At 36.3% G+C, this 16,736-nt stretch carries 25 protein-coding genes; all 25 read right to left on the reverse strand.

The window, feature by feature from the left end; all coding sequences use genetic code 11:
- Window positions 1-38 precede the first annotated feature (38 nt).
- The 25 genes from AOB46_RS06415 to AOB46_RS06530 all read right to left on the reverse strand — a co-directional run bounded on the left by AOB46_RS06415 (window position 39) and on the right by AOB46_RS06530 (window position 16,717).
- Window positions 39-608 (reverse strand): CbrC family protein, encoded by a 570-nt coding sequence (locus AOB46_RS06415; RefSeq protein WP_062697470.1) that lies wholly within the window; start codon window positions 606-608, stop codon window positions 39-41.
- Between the two features lie 24 nt (window positions 609-632).
- On the reverse strand, window positions 633-1,049 hold the full coding sequence (arr, locus tag AOB46_RS06420; protein WP_062697472.1) for an NAD(+)--rifampin ADP-ribosyltransferase: 417 nt from the start codon (window positions 1,047-1,049) through the stop codon (window positions 633-635).
- A gap of 13 nt (window positions 1,050-1,062) precedes the next feature.
- Window positions 1,063-1,566: a DinB family protein gene (locus AOB46_RS06425; protein ID WP_062697473.1), complete on the reverse strand. Its 504-nt coding sequence runs from the start codon at window positions 1,564-1,566 to the stop codon at window positions 1,063-1,065.
- A 35-nt stretch (window positions 1,567-1,601) separates the two neighbouring features.
- Complete coding sequence (locus AOB46_RS06430; protein ID WP_062697475.1) at window positions 1,602-1,985, reverse strand: 5-carboxymethyl-2-hydroxymuconate Delta-isomerase; 384 nt, start codon at window positions 1,983-1,985, stop codon at window positions 1,602-1,604.
- A 104-nt stretch (window positions 1,986-2,089) separates the two neighbouring features.
- A complete protein-coding gene (locus AOB46_RS06435) occupies window positions 2,090-2,812 on the reverse strand; it encodes a phosphodiester glycosidase family protein (protein ID WP_062697477.1) in 723 nt (240 codons plus the stop codon).
- 33 nt (window positions 2,813-2,845) lie between these two features.
- Window positions 2,846-3,205: a hypothetical protein gene (locus AOB46_RS06440; RefSeq protein ID WP_062697479.1), complete on the reverse strand. Its 360-nt coding sequence runs from the start codon at window positions 3,203-3,205 to the stop codon at window positions 2,846-2,848.
- Window positions 3,120-3,617, reverse strand: a complete 498-nt coding sequence (locus AOB46_RS06445; protein ID WP_062697481.1) for a hypothetical protein — start codon at window positions 3,615-3,617, stop codon at window positions 3,120-3,122. Before AOB46_RS06445 ends, AOB46_RS06440 begins: the two co-directional genes overlap by 86 nt.
- Before the next feature lie 43 nt (window positions 3,618-3,660).
- On the reverse strand, window positions 3,661-4,302 hold the full coding sequence (locus AOB46_RS06450; RefSeq protein ID WP_062697483.1) for a DUF4272 domain-containing protein: 642 nt from the start codon (window positions 4,300-4,302) through the stop codon (window positions 3,661-3,663).
- Between the two features lie 194 nt (window positions 4,303-4,496).
- Window positions 4,497-4,820 carry a hypothetical protein gene (locus AOB46_RS06455; RefSeq protein WP_062697484.1) on the reverse strand — a complete coding sequence of 108 codons (324 nt, stop codon included), beginning with the start codon at window positions 4,818-4,820 and terminating at the stop codon, window positions 4,497-4,499.
- A 70-nt stretch (window positions 4,821-4,890) separates the two neighbouring features.
- Window positions 4,891-5,583 (reverse strand): XAC2610-related protein, encoded by a 693-nt coding sequence (locus AOB46_RS06460; protein ID WP_062697487.1) that lies wholly within the window; start codon window positions 5,581-5,583, stop codon window positions 4,891-4,893.
- Window positions 5,584-5,709: 126 nt separating this feature from the next.
- The gene (locus AOB46_RS06465; RefSeq protein ID WP_062697489.1) at window positions 5,710-6,162 is read right to left on the reverse strand and encodes a hypothetical protein; all 453 of its coding nucleotides are present in this window, start codon (window positions 6,160-6,162) and stop codon (window positions 5,710-5,712) included.
- Window positions 6,159-7,046, reverse strand: coding sequence for a hypothetical protein (locus AOB46_RS06470; RefSeq protein ID WP_062697491.1), 888 nt, complete (start codon window positions 7,044-7,046; stop codon window positions 6,159-6,161). The genes AOB46_RS06465 and AOB46_RS06470 overlap by 4 nt, the downstream gene beginning before the upstream one ends.
- A gap of 130 nt (window positions 7,047-7,176) precedes the next feature.
- Window positions 7,177-7,635, reverse strand: coding sequence for a hypothetical protein (locus AOB46_RS06475; RefSeq protein ID WP_062697493.1), 459 nt, complete (start codon window positions 7,633-7,635; stop codon window positions 7,177-7,179).
- Between the two features lie 13 nt (window positions 7,636-7,648).
- The gene (locus AOB46_RS06480; protein WP_062697495.1) at window positions 7,649-8,161 is read right to left on the reverse strand and encodes a hypothetical protein; all 513 of its coding nucleotides are present in this window, start codon (window positions 8,159-8,161) and stop codon (window positions 7,649-7,651) included.
- 114 nt (window positions 8,162-8,275) lie between these two features.
- Complete coding sequence (locus AOB46_RS06485; protein ID WP_062697497.1) at window positions 8,276-8,686, reverse strand: hypothetical protein; 411 nt, start codon at window positions 8,684-8,686, stop codon at window positions 8,276-8,278.
- 92 nt (window positions 8,687-8,778) lie between these two features.
- Window positions 8,779-9,537 (reverse strand): CHM family subclass B1 metallo-beta-lactamase, encoded by a 759-nt coding sequence (gene blaCHM / locus AOB46_RS06490; protein WP_062697499.1) that lies wholly within the window; start codon window positions 9,535-9,537, stop codon window positions 8,779-8,781.
- 172 nt (window positions 9,538-9,709) lie between these two features.
- Complete coding sequence (locus AOB46_RS06495) at window positions 9,710-10,135, reverse strand: DUF1801 domain-containing protein (RefSeq protein WP_062697501.1); 426 nt, start codon at window positions 10,133-10,135, stop codon at window positions 9,710-9,712.
- Between the two features lie 27 nt (window positions 10,136-10,162).
- A complete protein-coding gene (locus AOB46_RS06500) occupies window positions 10,163-10,750 on the reverse strand; it encodes a hypothetical protein (protein WP_062697503.1) in 588 nt (195 codons plus the stop codon).
- Between the two features lie 61 nt (window positions 10,751-10,811).
- The gene (locus AOB46_RS06505) at window positions 10,812-11,333 is read right to left on the reverse strand and encodes a murein L,D-transpeptidase family protein (protein ID WP_062697505.1); all 522 of its coding nucleotides are present in this window, start codon (window positions 11,331-11,333) and stop codon (window positions 10,812-10,814) included.
- 67 nt (window positions 11,334-11,400) lie between these two features.
- Window positions 11,401-12,744 carry a tetratricopeptide repeat protein gene (locus tag AOB46_RS06510; RefSeq protein WP_062697507.1) on the reverse strand — a complete coding sequence of 448 codons (1,344 nt, stop codon included), beginning with the start codon at window positions 12,742-12,744 and terminating at the stop codon, window positions 11,401-11,403.
- 256 nt (window positions 12,745-13,000) lie between these two features.
- A complete protein-coding gene (locus AOB46_RS06515; protein WP_241489172.1) occupies window positions 13,001-14,029 on the reverse strand; it encodes an RNA ligase family protein in 1,029 nt (342 codons plus the stop codon).
- Window positions 14,030-14,036: 7 nt separating this feature from the next.
- Entirely contained in the window at window positions 14,037-14,588 is a 552-nt protein-coding gene (locus AOB46_RS06520) for an HD domain-containing protein (RefSeq protein WP_062697512.1), read from the reverse strand.
- Window positions 14,589-14,605: 17 nt separating this feature from the next.
- On the reverse strand, window positions 14,606-14,779 hold the full coding sequence (locus AOB46_RS23320) for a hypothetical protein (protein WP_157845040.1): 174 nt from the start codon (window positions 14,777-14,779) through the stop codon (window positions 14,606-14,608).
- Window positions 14,780-15,020: 241 nt separating this feature from the next.
- The gene (locus AOB46_RS06525) at window positions 15,021-15,935 is read right to left on the reverse strand and encodes a DUF4274 domain-containing protein (RefSeq protein WP_062697514.1); all 915 of its coding nucleotides are present in this window, start codon (window positions 15,933-15,935) and stop codon (window positions 15,021-15,023) included.
- Window positions 15,936-15,946: 11 nt separating this feature from the next.
- Window positions 15,947-16,717 (reverse strand): hypothetical protein, encoded by a 771-nt coding sequence (locus AOB46_RS06530; RefSeq protein ID WP_062697516.1) that lies wholly within the window; start codon window positions 16,715-16,717, stop codon window positions 15,947-15,949.
- Between the last annotated feature and the right edge of the window lie 19 nt (window positions 16,718-16,736).

Raw genomic sequence — 16,736 nt, forward strand, 5'->3', positions numbered from 1 at the left:
ATCGGTTTTAATTGTTAATTATATTCATGTTTTATTGCTCAGGTAAACTGAAATGTAAAATATTTTTTGCCGCAGTGTCTGCATTCAAAAGAAGCAATTTCATGTAAGCTTTCAGGACTTCCGTATTTTCTGAAGTCATAATATTTACTTTTCTCTTTGATTCCTTCTTCCCAATAGATATTGTTCTCACTGATCTTATATAATTCTTCATCATTCCCAGGGTAGCCTGTGAATTCGGTAATATCTTTACAGCACAGGGGCTGGTCCGGACGTTGCAAAAATAGGGGAATATCAGGAGACTGGTTGTATTTTTTTGCTAATATTTCTTTGTGTTCAGCTTTTTGTACTTTAGTCAGAGATTGTGAATCAAGATGTTTTTCAATGGTTTCCATATAAAGAAAATCGCATGTGTGAACTAAAGGCTTAGTTTTCAGACATTCATAGCACACTGCATAAATACCATCATCCACTGTTCCGTCCTCCAGGGTAACCTTTCCCTGGTATGGGTACAGATCAACTCCTGTTTTTTGACAGACGTGACATTCTGTGTAGCCATCATCAAGATTTTTAACGGCCTGGTTCGATATGAGTTCAAAAAGCTGCCCCATTTTGTTGGTTAGTTATCGGGAATATCAATCTTCAATGGCTTCAATACCCTGTTTTTTCAGTTCTTCAAGGTGATCTTTCATAGTTTTAAGCTGTTCTGCGGAATGCCCCTGCCATTCCATAACTTCTCCCATTACTCTGAACGGATGCAGTGAACGGTAAGATCTGGTAGGGTTGCCCGGAAATTTTTTATCGGTAAGGTTAGGGTCATCCTCAATGGGCCCCGTAGGTTCAACAATGTAAATTCTTTCCTTTCCTTCTCCCTGAGCGAGTTCTGCGCCCCATGTTGCGGCTTCCAGCGTGGCAGTAAGATAAATATATTTTGCTTTTCTGTTGCTTCCGTAGTTGGAGCTGAAACCGGGTTCAATAAGATCACCGGTTTTCAGATCTGCCTTGGTTCCGTGATAATAGATCACCGGATCCTGGATGGTATCTGAATTCATTGCTTTACTGTTTTTATTTCTGATCTTTATAAATATTCCAGAAGTTATAATCTGTCATAGGAGCATCTGTTATACCAATGTTTCTTCCCATGGTTACAATCTGTCCTCTGTGATAGGTTCCATGGATGATGGCATGCTGAATGTATTCATATTTGGAAAAATCGCACTGGAACCATTGGGATTCTATCTTTACATTTTGAGCAAGATCTTCTTCGGAAAGCCCTTCAACATATTCCATTAATTTCCGGGAATTGTCTTTGATGCCGTTGAAAATTTCATCTTTTGTCACTGCTGCTGCGGTGGCTTCAAAATCAAAATCATTGCCTTCGGAGATGTGACTCCACCAGTACTCCTGGGTCTGCCAGATATGATGCAGGGTTTTTAAGATGGTCGGGAAGCTTGAAGGAGTTTCCTGATTGAGCTGTTCATCAGATTTTGTGGCCAGCCAGTCGATGTATTTCCCAACTACCCAATTGTTGTACTGAACGGTGTGGGTGATTAATGTTTTAAGGTTCATAAGTATTGTATTTTGTGGTTGGTTTTGTTCATTATTTACAGCTCAAAATGCCGGTTTTGATCGTGATTTTCCGGATTTACCAGTGATTTATTGCAATAGGTTGCTGTTTCAAAATCGTTAATGCTGATGGATAAAAATGAGATGTCCGGAAATAATTCTGTGAGGCCGGTGATGATCTTTCTGGAAAGGACTGCTTTCTGTTCCGTATTCCGCCCTTCCATGATGTATCCGAAAATATGGATGAAATTCTTTTTATCTTCTCCGAGCCGGTAATACTGATAGGGGCACAGGCGTACTTTGATGTCATTCACGGCAAATAATCCGGTGGATTCAGCAGTTTTGTATACGACATCCATAATTTCATCAGGCGTTTTCAGCCGGATAATATCCTGTGAGCAGTCTATAACAAAGTGAGGCATGGTGATGAGGTTAACGGGTTGGATGTCGCAGCATTATGGTTAATAAGCTTTGTCGAAATTAGTAAAAAAGATGGTATGAAAAATATAATGTCAGAAAAATATTTTTAATGCATAGGTTCTGTTACTCCAATCATAATTCCGAAATCTCCGTCTTTCTGGACCCAATTCTTTTCAGGAAGAAAGGTTCTTGAAACAAATCCGTCAAGATATAAGGCAGAGTGGCAGCCCATGTCTTTAAAAAGTGAGGCAAAGTTGTAAAAATTGATTTCTTTTTTAGACATTGCAAAAATGATTTCCCCGTTTTCCAGAATTCCTACACCGTTCCTGATGTTCAGATTTTCAGAATGCTGCTGAAAAGCCGGATTAATTTTTCCTTTGATAAGAAGCATCGGTCCGGATTGGGTTGCATATTTCACGTCCGGTGATGGAATGAATTTTTTAGTTTCGGTAATTTCCGGCTTATTGTTTTGGGTAATGTAAAAGATCCCGTTGGGCGGAAGATAAAAATTTCCGTTTCCTGTTGAGGTGTCTATAGGGTGGAGGGTTTTAAAATTCTCAATATAAAGGCCTTTAGGAGAATTATCAGGCTCAAACATACCTCCGTTCATGGCGAATATTAGCTTTTCATTCTGTGAGACAGTGTAATGTTTCAGATTACCGAGGCTTCTGATGATTTCATTTTTATGATTCTTCCAATATAACCGGGTATTTTGTTTTTGAGGATCTACCTGATAGATCACAAAATTTTCTTCATTCCGGATCTTTTCTTTACAGGAAAACAGCAAGAAGAACAGGATTGATACATAAAAAATGGTATTGAGTTTCATAGAAATATCGGAGGATTAATAAAAATTACTGATTTATTCCGTGTCAGTTAAAATCCATTCTCCGTTATCATATTCATAGGTTTTTGAAATAGAACTCGAATTGATCATTATTGTTACCTGTACTTTATAGCCGGGCAGGTTTCTAAATTTGAAATAAAGCGTATCGTAGGAATAATTTAATACCTTATTGTAGATAAAATTAGTTTGTAATACCAGGTCTTTATCCTGTTTTTTTTCAGCGAGATAAAAGAATTTTTCATTTCCTTTATTTACTTCCAGATCCTTCACCAGGCCGGTTTTGAATTCTTTATATGAACTGAACTCTTTTTCCCAGTCCGCTCCGAATAATCTGTTGGAAATACTGAATCCGAAATTTTTTTTTACCGGGAACAATAATTTTTTCGTTGAGAACTTTCGACAGGGAAATAAGATCATCATATGTCCAGTTCCGGCCACTGTAAAACGGGTTGATTGTATTGTATTCTTTTTTACAGATGAATTTGTCTTCATCCATATTACCACATACTGTGTTGCTGTAGGTAACGTAAAATAATATAACTTCTCCTTTGAAATCAGAATTTTTTAAATCATTAATAATGACAGGCGTTAACTTTGTGAAGTCCATATTTTTTGCTTCTTCAGATAGCTGATGGAATAGTGCTTTATTTTTTTTCTGTATTTTCTCACATTTTCTCAGCTCAGCTTTTGTGGGTACGTAGCTGTTATAATAGGAAAGGGTATCTTTCTTTTTCTGGGAAAAGCAGGAGAGTGAAATCATGAAGAAAAAGAATAATAAGTTTTTCATAGGTTATTTTTTACGTTCAAATTGAATAATAGAAGGAGATATTTCAGGTGCTCATTTCAATATTATCCCAATCGGAGTTTTTATTAATAAGCCATTCCAGAGCTTTTCTCCTTTCGTATACCAGACCTTCATTGATCTTTGCCTGCTGTCCTTTAATTCTTTCATCTACACAGTACCAGTGCAATCGGTAATATAAATCCAGCATTTCGTACATTTCATCATCGGTTTTTAAGGTTGATAATTGGGTTATTTTTTCATTATCATCGTTTTTTTCGAGGTTAGGAAGCATAGAGGCCATTTCATCACTGCACCATTGGGTTTCATCAAGATGGGATATCAGGCCGGTTGCCCACATTAAAGCCCAAAGGCCTTCAAGATACCATCTCAGGGAATTGATCTCATACTCTGTTAATTCGTCATTGTCTTTCAGAAGGATTTCATGTTCCCAGTTGGAAAGATGTTGAGTCAGACCGTTCTGATCGATCCATTTTCTGATGATGGTGACAGGCGCTTCAAATGAAATATTAATGAGAGCATTCATTACGCCCATTCTACCTTTTATCTCTTCTATGGTTCTGGTATTGGGATCTTCCAGAATAGGCAGCCAGGAATTGAATCGGTATTGCCTGCTTTCGATCAGCTGGTTGTTGCGTTCTCTCGTTTTAATTTTTTGTTCTTCGGTCATTGGTGATTGTTTTTAATTAAAGCTTTTCTGCTATAAAGATAAGCCACAATTTTTATACTTAAATTTTTTTAGGAACAAGCATTACTTGAATGATTGGTATGTCTATTATCATTTTTTGAATGTATAATTTAAGTATTACTAATCCTGTTATTATAATGAGAGCTAAAGCTACTAAGATGATTATCATTGTCTTTTTATATTTTTCTTCTTTGATAAGCGTTAATCAAATATAAATTTAAAATTCCGATGAGCCACCAGACAGGAAATTTAAGGAAGACATAGAGAACATTAAATCCGTCAACTATTTCAAACTTGTTATGTACATTAGCCAGTTCAATTTTGCAGGAAATCAAAGGAATAATGATGAACAGCAGGATTCCGGTAATTACTTTATTCAATTTGAAACCTTTTTTCCTGTGCAGGACATATAGAATTAAATTGAATGAAATAAGAAGCAGAAAATCAGAATAGCTGAAAAAGGTAAAAGGTTCTGCCGGTTCTCTGAAAAAGTTTGTCATGATTTTTGTTTTCGAGCATGATGATCGTGCTTTTCGGTGTAGAAAATTACAGAAAAAGATATACCTTCTTTTATCTTATCAGTTTTTTAACAGCCTTTTTATATTCCTGTTCAAAATTCACCGATTCACGATCCTCAATGGTGTACTTTAAATCTTTGACCTTGTCACCGGTAATTTTATATAAGTTCAGATAATTTGTCCCTGACACTACATAGCTTTCAACCCATTTGTATTTCGGATTGTAAACAGGATTTTTAACGGATTCAAAATTCATGACTTTCTTAAACGTTTTGTTTTTATGGTCGAATAGATAAAGATAATAGGTCCAGTTGCTCCTTACGTCAGAAATATTCTGAACAAGAAGGTCTTTTATTCCGTCACCGTTGAAATCTTCAAATTGGATTTCGCCCACTTTGCTGTAAACCTGGTCTTTTAAGATTGTTTTTTTGTTTTTATATACGGTTAGGCTGTAGTACGGTGTTTTATCATCAAAGCTTTTTGCAGCGGTTAAAGACACCACGATGTTTTCTTTTGGGTAGATGCTGTCTGTTTTGATCTGCTGATTATTTTGCGCCCTTAGAAACAGGGAAAACAATATCACTATAAAGAAAGGTGCTTTCCATGAAATATTAATCCTGAGCTTCTCCATAAGCCCGTATGTATGCAATGTTTTTAATTCCGGATTATTTTCTCTGTTTACTGTTTCCTCATTGGATATTGAGATTTCAATAACAGGAATGAGTTCTACGATGGTTTGTTCCATAAGGGTGTCGTTTAAGCTGTGTATTATTCAATTTTTCCTCTGAAATATCCGTCAGCCTGATAGATGGAGTCCTGAATATGGGAGTGTATCTCAAGCTCTATTTTTCCAAAGATACTGTCTCCTTTTTTATATTCCGGTGTAATTCAGGATGAGTTTTTGCTTTTTGACAGAATATCTGTCCCGGTCCAGAAAATCAAAAGGTTTCACGTTGTCTGTGTAGGTTTCAGTGGAGGAAGAAAACCAGCTGCCTATTTTCAGGATCTCTATATTTAACCCGGAATATCCGTCACCGCTGTTGAAATGTAAGGTAAGTCCGTTTTCATGTATTGAAGGATGAAAATTAAAGCCTACAGTGTCGTTTTTTACTTTATGGTTAAAACTGAAATCGGTACTTATTGCTGAAGAACCGGTATTTAAAAGTCCAGGGTCAAATACTTTTTTATTGAGTTTTTTTATTTCAGGGGTATTGGCTATGGAGCTCCGGTATTCAACTTTATTAAATTTTAGAAAGAAAAATGCAGTAAAGATAAAAGCCAGGGCAATAATAAGGATTAAAAATATTTTTAAGGTGTTTTTCATTTCACAGTCATTAATTTCCCCAACAGTGCAGGAAGCCTGGTTTCGGGATTAATCTCATCATTGTTCCAGTAGCTCATTACGCAGCTTACATTTTTATCTCTTACGGTTGCCGCTACATAATAAACCGTCAGATTTTTTCCGCCTGACATTCCTGCTAAGGCTCCGGTAACTCCGGTAAAATCATAAAGTATTTTTTTAGCTTTTACAGGAACCCCTTCAAATTCAATATCCACCATTTCTTCAGATGTTACTTTACCTATTTTTTTCGATTTGGTGATGTTGAACTGATTCTCCACAGCTTCTTTTGCATCATCCAGGGTTCTGTGAACGCTCCAGTTCATTTCCCCTGCATACGGACATTGAACGATATTGATGGAAGTCCAGTAACATCCGCCTCCCAATTCAATTTTTCTTCCGGCGAAATTGATGGAACTGATGCTCATGGGAGAAAAATTGTCTTCAGGAATTTTCTTTTTCATAATAGCATTCACAAGTTTTTCTTCCGTTTCTTTATCTGTTGTTCCGATTTTGATAAACCAGACCACAGTGATCGTTTTGTCCGGATTTTCTACAAAATAATAATGGTTGGTCTGGGAAAAATCTGCGGAAATCTTTTGTTGTTTTGTTACCAAAAAGTTGTTGAAGCTAATGTTGCTGTCTTTCACTTTTGCATCAGAATCCGAGATCTGATGTTTCCGGAATACTTTTTTTAGGCCTTTTTCATCAAATGTGTTAGAAAAGGCTTCGCTGGTTACACTGTATCCGTCAATATTGTACCATATTTTTCCGTTGTTTTTTAAGGCACTCAGTCTTTCAAAGATGTTGTTTTCCTGTGAGAAACAAACAGAAAAAACAAGAATGAACAGAAGATTTACTATTTTCATGATATTGAGACCTGGTTATTAGAAAACTAAGTTAAGTAAAAAATGAATTCAAAAATCAATTGATGTGTTGCGGAATAGAATTAAATTATTGATTTTGAGCAGATTTTTTGAATATTATCCTTTGTTTTTACTATTTTTTATTTAAAATGCGGTTGACTTCTTCTTCAATTTCCTTCTTTTCCATTACTTTTTCCGAGATAGAAATTTGAATTTTCGTTTTTTTCCAGAACGGGTAAAACAAAAGGGAAGTTGTGCCGATATTCACACCTTGTGAATTTGGAAATACTATTTCAACAGTTGTTTTAAAAACGGTATTTCCTTTTATATATTCGGTGGTTCTGATGGGATGGGTCAATAGATCGAAGACCTGAGCTATTCCGTCTTCCAGATTGTTGTATTGGTCACTGAAATGCGTATGGTTAAGCCCGTAACCAACTGTCAGTTCGGAATGATCTGCCATCAGCCAAAATGATGAACCTGTTAATTCCAGAGTTTCATTTCCGTGTTCTTCAGAAACTGTAATTTTATCCCCCAATTGCTGTTGAAGGAGCTCTTTAATTTCGTTAAATTTTCTATGGTGACGTTCCATGAAAGCATTCTATTTATGAATTCTTAGCCTTTTTTATCTGATACAATAATCCTGCAGCCAGTCCGGTAACACCTCCTATATATCCGAAATTATGGACGGAACCTACATTGATAAAACTCCGGATGTCCCTAGTTCCGGCTGGAATATACCAGTTAATATTTTCCTGTGATAAAAATAAAACGGCAAACCCATAGCCCAAAATCCCTGAAATAAGAGTGATGCAGATATTGATCAGGATTGATGTTACGGTTACTTTCAAAACTTTTTCCGGATCAAGAAATAACGAGATGAAAGCATAAGCTATTCCTAAAAATAATCCTACCCACCAGGCTGCCAGAAACCCGATGATCCCTACTTTTATCCTTACCTTCAGATTGAGGTCTTCAAATCCGAATTGTTGGAATTTAAGAAGCGTATAATATTCGGGTGAAATGGTGTAGGTGATCTGATCATGCAGTATTCCGTAAACTCCTGCGGATAGAGTGGAAATAAGGATGATCAGGATAAAATTGATGAGTTGTTTCATTGTGATTCAGGCTTCGTTTTAAGATGGAATACTTATGAAAAAATCTTTGATTTTTTCCTTAATTAATCTTAATACTTAAAAGGATCTTAATGTTTTAAAAATTTGAACAGGTTCTTAAAGTCCGTCAAAAATTCCGCCTATAAAATCTCCGATTCCTTCAAATATATTTCCGAATACTTCTCCAAAATCCAGCCATGAGGAATCAATATCAGCATCGGGAAGATCCGGAATTTCAGATTCGCCATGTACTGATAATCCCTGAAGCATTTCTGTTTTCATGTCAGTATAGTCACAGGTTTCCCCTATTTGTTGATGGTAGCGTGTGAAATCGGAGTGGGAAGAATATACACTCATAGCCCAGCAGGAAAAATCAAAACCTTCATACCATTTGCTTTTTTTATGGGCTGTTTTTATCTGTTCCGGTGGGTAATACTTTTTTTTACCATATTCGTGAACAAGAATTTTTCCAATATCGGTTATGTATTCTTTTTTATTGGCCGGAGCCGTATGACAGCCTATGCTCATTGTTTAAATAGATTTGTGTTTTTCGATGATATGAGTTTCCGGGTTCCCATTTACTCATTTGAAACAACGGGTTATACAATATCTTTCTTTTTTTATTGGGTTTTGAACAGATTAATCGTATAATCCAATAGTTTTTGATCTCCATATTCTCCATGTCCCGGAATGACAATCTTTACATCGGGATATTCTTTTTTTACTTTTTCAACGGTATTGGACCAGGCGGAAACGTTGGCATCTCCAAGATATCCTTTACCGGCTTCAAGTTCTTTGAGCAGGCAGCCTCCGAAAAGGATATGTTCTTCCGATAAATAACCGACTACATTATCTTTTGTATGGCCTTCCCCGAAAAATTTTGCAATAGCTTTTTTATGACCTGCTTTTAAAACGACCGAATCCTTAAAATTGTTTTCGGGAACTGTAAAGTTGTTTTCTTTAGCCAGTTCAATGGTTTTGGAATAAGCATAAGAGGGAATATGATGGTTATGAAAAGCCTGTAATCCGCCCATACTGTCATCATGAAAATGAGTGGGGACAACGGCATTAATTTTAGAATGAAGTGTCCCGTTGATCCATTTAATAAGTTCTTCTGAAGTTTTGTCATTGACAGGCGTATCAAAAACAAGCGCTTCGTTATTGCTTTTTACCACCAATCCGTTACAGGGAACATTGCCAAAATCATTAGTCTGTTTAAAAGAGGTATGAACAAATGCATTTTCAGAAATCTGAGTGATGATCAGTTCAGAAGAATTATACACTTCTTTCGCTTTAAAATAATCAGCCTTTTTAGGGCTACAGCTTAGAATGATAAAAAAAAGTAACAGGAAGCCGATATTTTTACTATTGATTCTCATAGGGATTCTTTTGAAAATTCAATTTTTCTAAATTACATTATAATTTTCTAATTTACATCATATTATAATGTTAGCGTGAAATTAAAACTGTTTTGTGTAGTGCGAATGATAGTGTATGTAGGTTCTGAAGCTTTATCCGGTTTATGATCAACAGTACTTTTACTAATGCGGGTTATGTGTTTTGTCCTGTTCTGTCCAGAATTGCGGCTTTAAGTATTTCAAGGTTGATATCTTTCAGGGTTTTAAACTTAATACAGTATCCTGTTATATTTGCTTTACCTATTTTTTCTCCATACATTTCAGCCAGATACGTTTTGCTGCTGATGCCTAAAATATAGACAGAGATTCCTGTTTTGTTAGCACTCATGCCAATCTGGTAGAAGTCTCTGCTTTTTCCATCGGCATAGTGTATGGTGTAAAGTCCATATCCGATATTGGGATTAGCTACCGTTTTATTTTCACTGTTTTTGCCATCCAGAAACCATATTCTACATTCCGGCATGAGTTCCATAATAGTACGGTGCAGCTCCTGCATATCGGCACGTTTGGGCTCAGGCTGGCTGGCAATATATTCTTTGATATGTTCCTGGACGGTCATTATGTCTGGCAGTATTTATTGGGGTTTTTAAATTTCTTTTTTTAAATGAAAACCATGGGACTGTAGGTATTCGTCAATGCCAATTTCAAAAGGAAGTTCATAGTGGTTGTCTGCATCGTAAGTTCCACCGGAGCCGTCTGAAGATTCCAGGAATCCTAAAGTTTTAGCTCCTGTTTTTTCCTTTGCGCTTTTCCAGCAGTGCATTATGAAGTTTTTTTCAAGATCGGTTTGATTTTCCCAGTAGTTGGCGAGTTCCAGTTTATCATCTTCATCAAGATAGGCTGAATAATTGATTCTGTTTTCATCCAGTATTTTTCGGCCTAATTCCTCAACATCAGTATACGTATAATCTTCAAATGAATGCTCTCCCAGATGAAGTTCTGCAATATGAATTGTTTTATCCTGGGAATAATATTCATAGTGAGGCATGGCAAATAAAAAGCTTAACGGACTTGCAGCATAGTAATATAAGCCTACCACTTCAATTTTTGTGTCATCTTCCCTGAATTTATATTTTGAATGCAAAACATCTGTAAAAAAATCCGTGACGGCCTTTTCTCTTGGCAGAAGGAATGTATTTCTGAAGGCTTCATCAATTTTGGCTTCTATGGTCATACTTGATTACTTTTTTGTGATGGTAAAAATAGGAAAACAAGGGTAAAGAAAGCAATGCCTGCTAGGGCTTAATCTCAATGGGGGTTCCTATTTTTACGGCCCGGTACAATTCGTCTATTTCATTGTTTGTTACTGCAATGCAGCCTAATGTCCAGTCGGACCAGCGGTGAAATTTCCCTATAAAACCTCTTCCGTTCTTCAGTGCATGTATTTTAACATCACCGCCTGCCGGCTTACCCAGCTGTTTTGCCTTTTGAATATCATCTTTATTAGGATAAGAAATCCCCAGGTTTTTGTGATATCCGCTATTGGCATTTTTCGCATTGATGAAGTATTGTCCTTCAGGTGTTTTTTTATCTCCTTCGAATTCTTTATGGCCTGCAGGCTGCCCTCCCAATGAAATTGTATAAGTTTTTACAAGCTGGCCGTTAGAGTAAGCCAATAGCTTTCTTTTAGCTTTGTAAACCACAAGTTTATCAATTTGTATGTTGGGCGGAAGTTTATTTTCAGGATAAAAATAGTAGACTATCAGCCCTAAAAATAGGAGGAAGGTTACCAGCCCTATTGTTTTTCTTTTTATCATGGTATCTGTTTTTTTATTCAGAAATAGAAAGAGGCCAGAAATCTATACTTTCCGAAATCATGAGGCCTTACTTTGCTATTTCAATAAACTCAGGATGATTCCAAAGGTTTTGCAGCTGAGGGAAATTTTTAGCATCATCTTTAAGTCCGGGCTCCAGATGGAAGGTTTTTTTCAGCAGTTCCAAAGATTCATCCGTTTTTCCCTGAAGGTTTTTCATGATTCCCATCTGGTAAAAGTTCCATGAAAATTCCTGGATTTTATTTAAATTGTCATAAACCTTGATCGCATCATCATATCTCCCGACTCCTTTAAGGTATAAGCCTTTGTTGTAATGTAACTGATATTTCGCTTCATCACTTACTTTATTTTCAAGGATATCAAATTGTTTTAAGGCCTGTTCAATGGGTAATCTGTTGAATGTGTCAATCATTAGCTGAATGGTAATATCTTCAGAATAATACTTTGAAAATAATTTTTCTACAGATTCCACGGCATGATCTGTCTGATTATTCTTTAAATAGAACTGGATGATATAAATTAAAGCATTGGGATTTTCCGGGTCTTTCTGTAAAACGTCTTTAATATTTGCTATGAATTCAGATTCATTGATCTGATGTTCCACCAGCAATTCATACACTGTATCAACTTTATTGTCCAGTATCTGCGGATGATGAGGTTCAATATCCAGGGCTTTATTAACGAATTCCAAAGCTTTTAAGTTATTATTTTTTAAGGAATATAATTTCCCCAGATTGGCATAGGCTAAGGTTGCATTTTCATCTAACTCAATGGCTTTTTCGAAAAGTTCCAAAGCATTGTCCAGATCTCCACGGTCCATCTGATAGGCCCCATAGGCAATATATCTGTCTACCTGGTCCTGACCTGTATTTTCTTTGGTGTGATCAGGGTTAGGCGTAATTTTGATCTCAGTAATTTCCCCGGAATCAAGCTTATCCTGAAATTCATTCACCATCTGTGCATTCCTTTCCTGAAGTTTATTAACGATTTCATCTGCCTGGCTGGTATTCAGGCCATCTTTCAGAAGAATGTCTTTTACCATTTCGTACCGGTGATGGTTTTGAAAGTATACATTTTGGGCATAGGCGATTATTTCGTTCTGGTACTCAGCACTCCTGAACTTAATATCATCTATCCCCGGATTGGTGGAGTGGGGATGGTCTGCATTTACCTCATGAGGTATAATTTTTTTTACTTTTTCAAGAATAAAATTTACCTGTTCATCATTTAAGCCTACTTTTTTCAATTCGGAGATGGCAACGTCCGGTTGTAGATTATGGTCTTTCAATTTCCATAATGCCAGTGCACATACTTCATTCTGAAATTGCACAGAATTGAATTTCGTGTTTTCAATTCCCTGTTTCTTACTTTTGAAAAAATCAAATAGTCCCATAGTTTTAGTTTTTTATTTTCCGGTGCCCCAAATCTACGTGTAAAGCTTGTGTTGTGCAAATATTTGAAATGTAATGCTGTTTAGCTTTTGAATAAAGCCGCAGTCTAATGGAGAATGCTGTGTTTTCCGAGACTGCCTGATGGAGGGGCATGGTATTTCTATTGCGCAAAGTTTACTGACTTTGGGCAGCAAGTGCGGCTTATATTTTATGAATGTCAGCCTGAAGCCCGATTGTACCTGTTATAAATTAAAATTCTTAAGAATGTGTAGTGATTATTTTATTAATCTCAGAGTTTACTCTTGTGATAATCCATTCTTTGTCATCGGGAGATAAATCATTTAAAAGGTTCGCGTTGTTTTCATTAAAGTCTGTGATTACATCTTCCAGAAATTCTGTTTTAATTTCAGAAACCCGGAGTTGATTGCTCAAATCCAGCTCACCTATTTTGGAAACAGCACTTTTTAATCTGTTGTGAGTGACGTAGTTTCTCAGTTCCTCTATGATAAAAGATAATTCTTCTGCTTTAGAGGAAACATCGGGAATGAATGACCATTTTTCTGCTTCATGAAATTTATCCTCTTCGTCAAATTCCGGATTTTTTAATTTAACGACAGGCCTTGAAAAAAGGCTGTTATCGGTTTGATTAAAAGGTTTGATCACAACCCCTTCAATTAAATTGTCCTGCAGTTCAGGAAGATTAAATTCTTTAGGAACGGTTGAGTTCATTCTGATGTTGAAATTCATGGCCTCATTGAATTTTCCAATGAATAGCGGCTGCGCGTGAAATATCCCGAACTGCTTAAAATAAGCTACAGAGGTTTCATAATCCAGATAATATTTGGAGGCTGAACCATCGGTTTCAACGGCAATATCGAAGGCACAGAACTCAATGGAAGGAGTATAATATACACCAGTCTGGATGGCATGCACATCTTTTACAGGGCTGACTTCCGGATGGAGATATTTCCCGCCAAACAGTTCACCATAAACAATATATTTCTCTGCGGTTATTTTGCTGCTTATATGTTCAAAAAGACGTAGGATGTTATCTTCCAGTTTATTGACAACCAGCTGGAAACCGAAAAAGTCGTCTGTCCAGTTAAGGTATTCTTTTCTTTTGGCGAATTTTAAATGACCGTTTTCATAGATGAAGCTGAAGTTGGCCCCATGAACTTTTTCGGTCACCACCCATTTTAATTTTTCCATCTGGGAAAAATCATTCTCGTTAAGGCCTAATTTTTTTAAACTGTTGGGCATTTTTTCATACCCTGAAAATTCACTCATATTTAGTTTATTTATCTTTATATGCTTCTATTTTTTCTGATAATCTTTGGGCCAGATAGTCATTGCCTTCTTTTAAATGCTCATAGATCACTTTGGCTTCTTCCAGATATTTTTCTTTCTTCGCCTGTTTCCAGAAGTAGGGTGGGGCATATAGATTACAGATCCTGTCGGCCATTTTCACCGCCCAAACTTCTTTTGGCTGTGCTTTGATCCGGTTTAAGCTGTCTGCCATCTGATGCTCCTTTTCAAGCTGCGTGTTTTTCGTTAAAGCAAGAACCCCTTCTTTCACCTGTGTGCCATATTCCTTTTCCAGATCTTCTGTGCTAAAGTTTGTATCTTCTATGGTATCGTGTAGAAATGCACATTTTATAGCAAGTTCTGTGTTAAAATCAGGGGTGTTTCTGGAAGCGTTCATAATTTCAAATACAACGCTGCCGATATGGTTGATGTATTCAATTTTTTCGTTTTTATGCTGCCCTCCATAGGTTTGTCCGCTATGGAGAATGCTTACTTTCTGCCATATATCCTGTACATCATCTATCGTAAAAGTATCGTTCATTTTTGTTTTATTTAATATTATTCATTAATCTGGGCTTTCAGCCAGCTTTCAAGTTTTTTAAATTCCTCCGTTGAAATGTGGCTTTTATAATTAGAAATTTTACTGAGTAAATCTTCATAATCTTCTATCTCGTAATACAATTCTTTGGGATCATCTCCGTTTTCAATCATTTCATTATGCCGTGCTACCATGTCATGGGTTTCTTCAATATAAAAATCAGCTATGAGCTTTGGGGAAGATGCATAACTGTCCAGTATATATTCTTCAAAATTATATTTCCAGCGGGCAAAATCTTCAGTATGTTCCCGTCATTACTATGCACATTTTTGATTTTTAAAGTACTTTTTTTATCTTCCAATGATAATAACTGGACATTCCAAAGTGCTGACATATTTTATTTTTAAAATTAATTAGGTCTGACCAATCCCATGTTTATTTAAGGAATTGTTCTATTACTTTCAAAGCTGCTTCGTTGTTACTTTCTTTTGCTAAATCTACCGGGGTTTTTCCGTCTGCATTTTTTTTGTTGGGGTCGGCTCCCATCACCAGTAATGCTTTTGTATATTTTGGACCAGAATATTTCTTCCAAAATTCAGGGCTAATTCTGAACTGTTTATGAAGTATAGTATCTCCTTCATAGTTTACGGCATTGATGTCTGCACCGTATTGTACCAACAATTTAATTAATTCTGCATTTTTACAGAGCGCGCATTTGAAAAGAATAGGTACGGAAGGAGATCTCTGAGGCTGTACGTTGATATCGGCTCCTTTTTCTAATAAAAAAGTAACAAGAGGAATAATGTTTTTGTTGTTCCAATGACTCACTGCTTTAATCAGCGGATTTTGATCACCGATGCACAGGTTCAGAAGATCGGGTTTTCTTTCCAGTCTTTCTTTCACTTCTTCTAAACTTCCTTTGGGACCACAGGCATTGATGAGATATTCTGCTTCTATATAATTTTTCACAATCAGATTGCTTTCTACTCCTTTGGTAGGCTGTAATAATTCTGTCGGAATTTTTTTTAAAACAGAATCATCTTTTGGAATACGGTCTTCGTCCGGCGTATAGCCAATCGTTTCGGGGTAATTATTTTCAAGCAGCAGTTTTTCTGCTTCTTTCATCAGCCTGTAGCCGTCAAGCTGCCATCCTTCAGGAACATCAGTTTCAGAATTATATCTGCTGTAATAAAATGCAGGATCAGCCCTCCAGTAAATCATCAATGCAGTTGCTTTGTCGCAATGTTCGCTGTTCAGGGTCTGATATAGCCGTTCATTTCCGTTGTCCCAGTTATAAAGCTCAGTCCTTACAAAAAGTTTTTCTGCGCGGGTAAAATTGTGTGAATCCATTCCAAATTCTTTTATTTGATTAATCTTTTCTGCATGAACGGGAAAACTTCTTTAAATTCCCAGTTTTCTATTGAAGCAGAATAATCTGTTCCTGCATACATAGCAATATTATGATCTTTTTTACCAAAGACAGTCTGATTCCAGAACTCAAAATAATCAAAGTAAAAAACATGGGTGTGATCAGGATGATGTGGAACCTTGTTCCCTTCTGAAAATAAATGCAGAGCCGGCGGAATAAGGGTCTTCATTCCTAAATCGTTCAGCTCGATAGATTCATTATAGAATAAAAAATCTTTCAATTTATCCGGATCTGACAGCCGGTTATTGAAAGCTGGTTCATCAAAGTACAACCCAATTAAAGAATGAAATTCATCTTTTACCTCTTCTTCATAGGCTTCATTTTTGATCATATCGGCATAACTCAAAGTATCCGGATCTATATCCAATTCGTCCCAGTCGGTGATTTCGTATTTATCAAATTCATCCCAAACCTCCGCCGGATTGATATACCGAAATTCAAACCCGTCAAAGCAGTGATAGAATGATATTAATTCGGCATCAATTTCTTTATTAAACAAATGTTTGAATTGACTTTCTAACATTTGAGCATTTTCTGCCGATCCCTGAGGAATATATAAATGTGTGATGAATAGATTAGGGTTCTGGATGATGCTTTTTATTTTGTCGTAAATACGCTGTCCTAAATTTTCCAATCTGCTGCCTGGTAGTCCTTTACAGTTTTTTAGGTATTCTATCTGGCTTAATAAGTCGTTGTTATTCATGTTTTTATACTTGGTTATC

Origin of the sequence: Chryseobacterium indologenes, assembly GCF_001295265.1 — a bacterium.
In the GTDB taxonomy this organism is placed as follows: Bacteria; Bacteroidota; Bacteroidia; order Flavobacteriales; family Weeksellaceae; genus Chryseobacterium; species Chryseobacterium indologenes_A.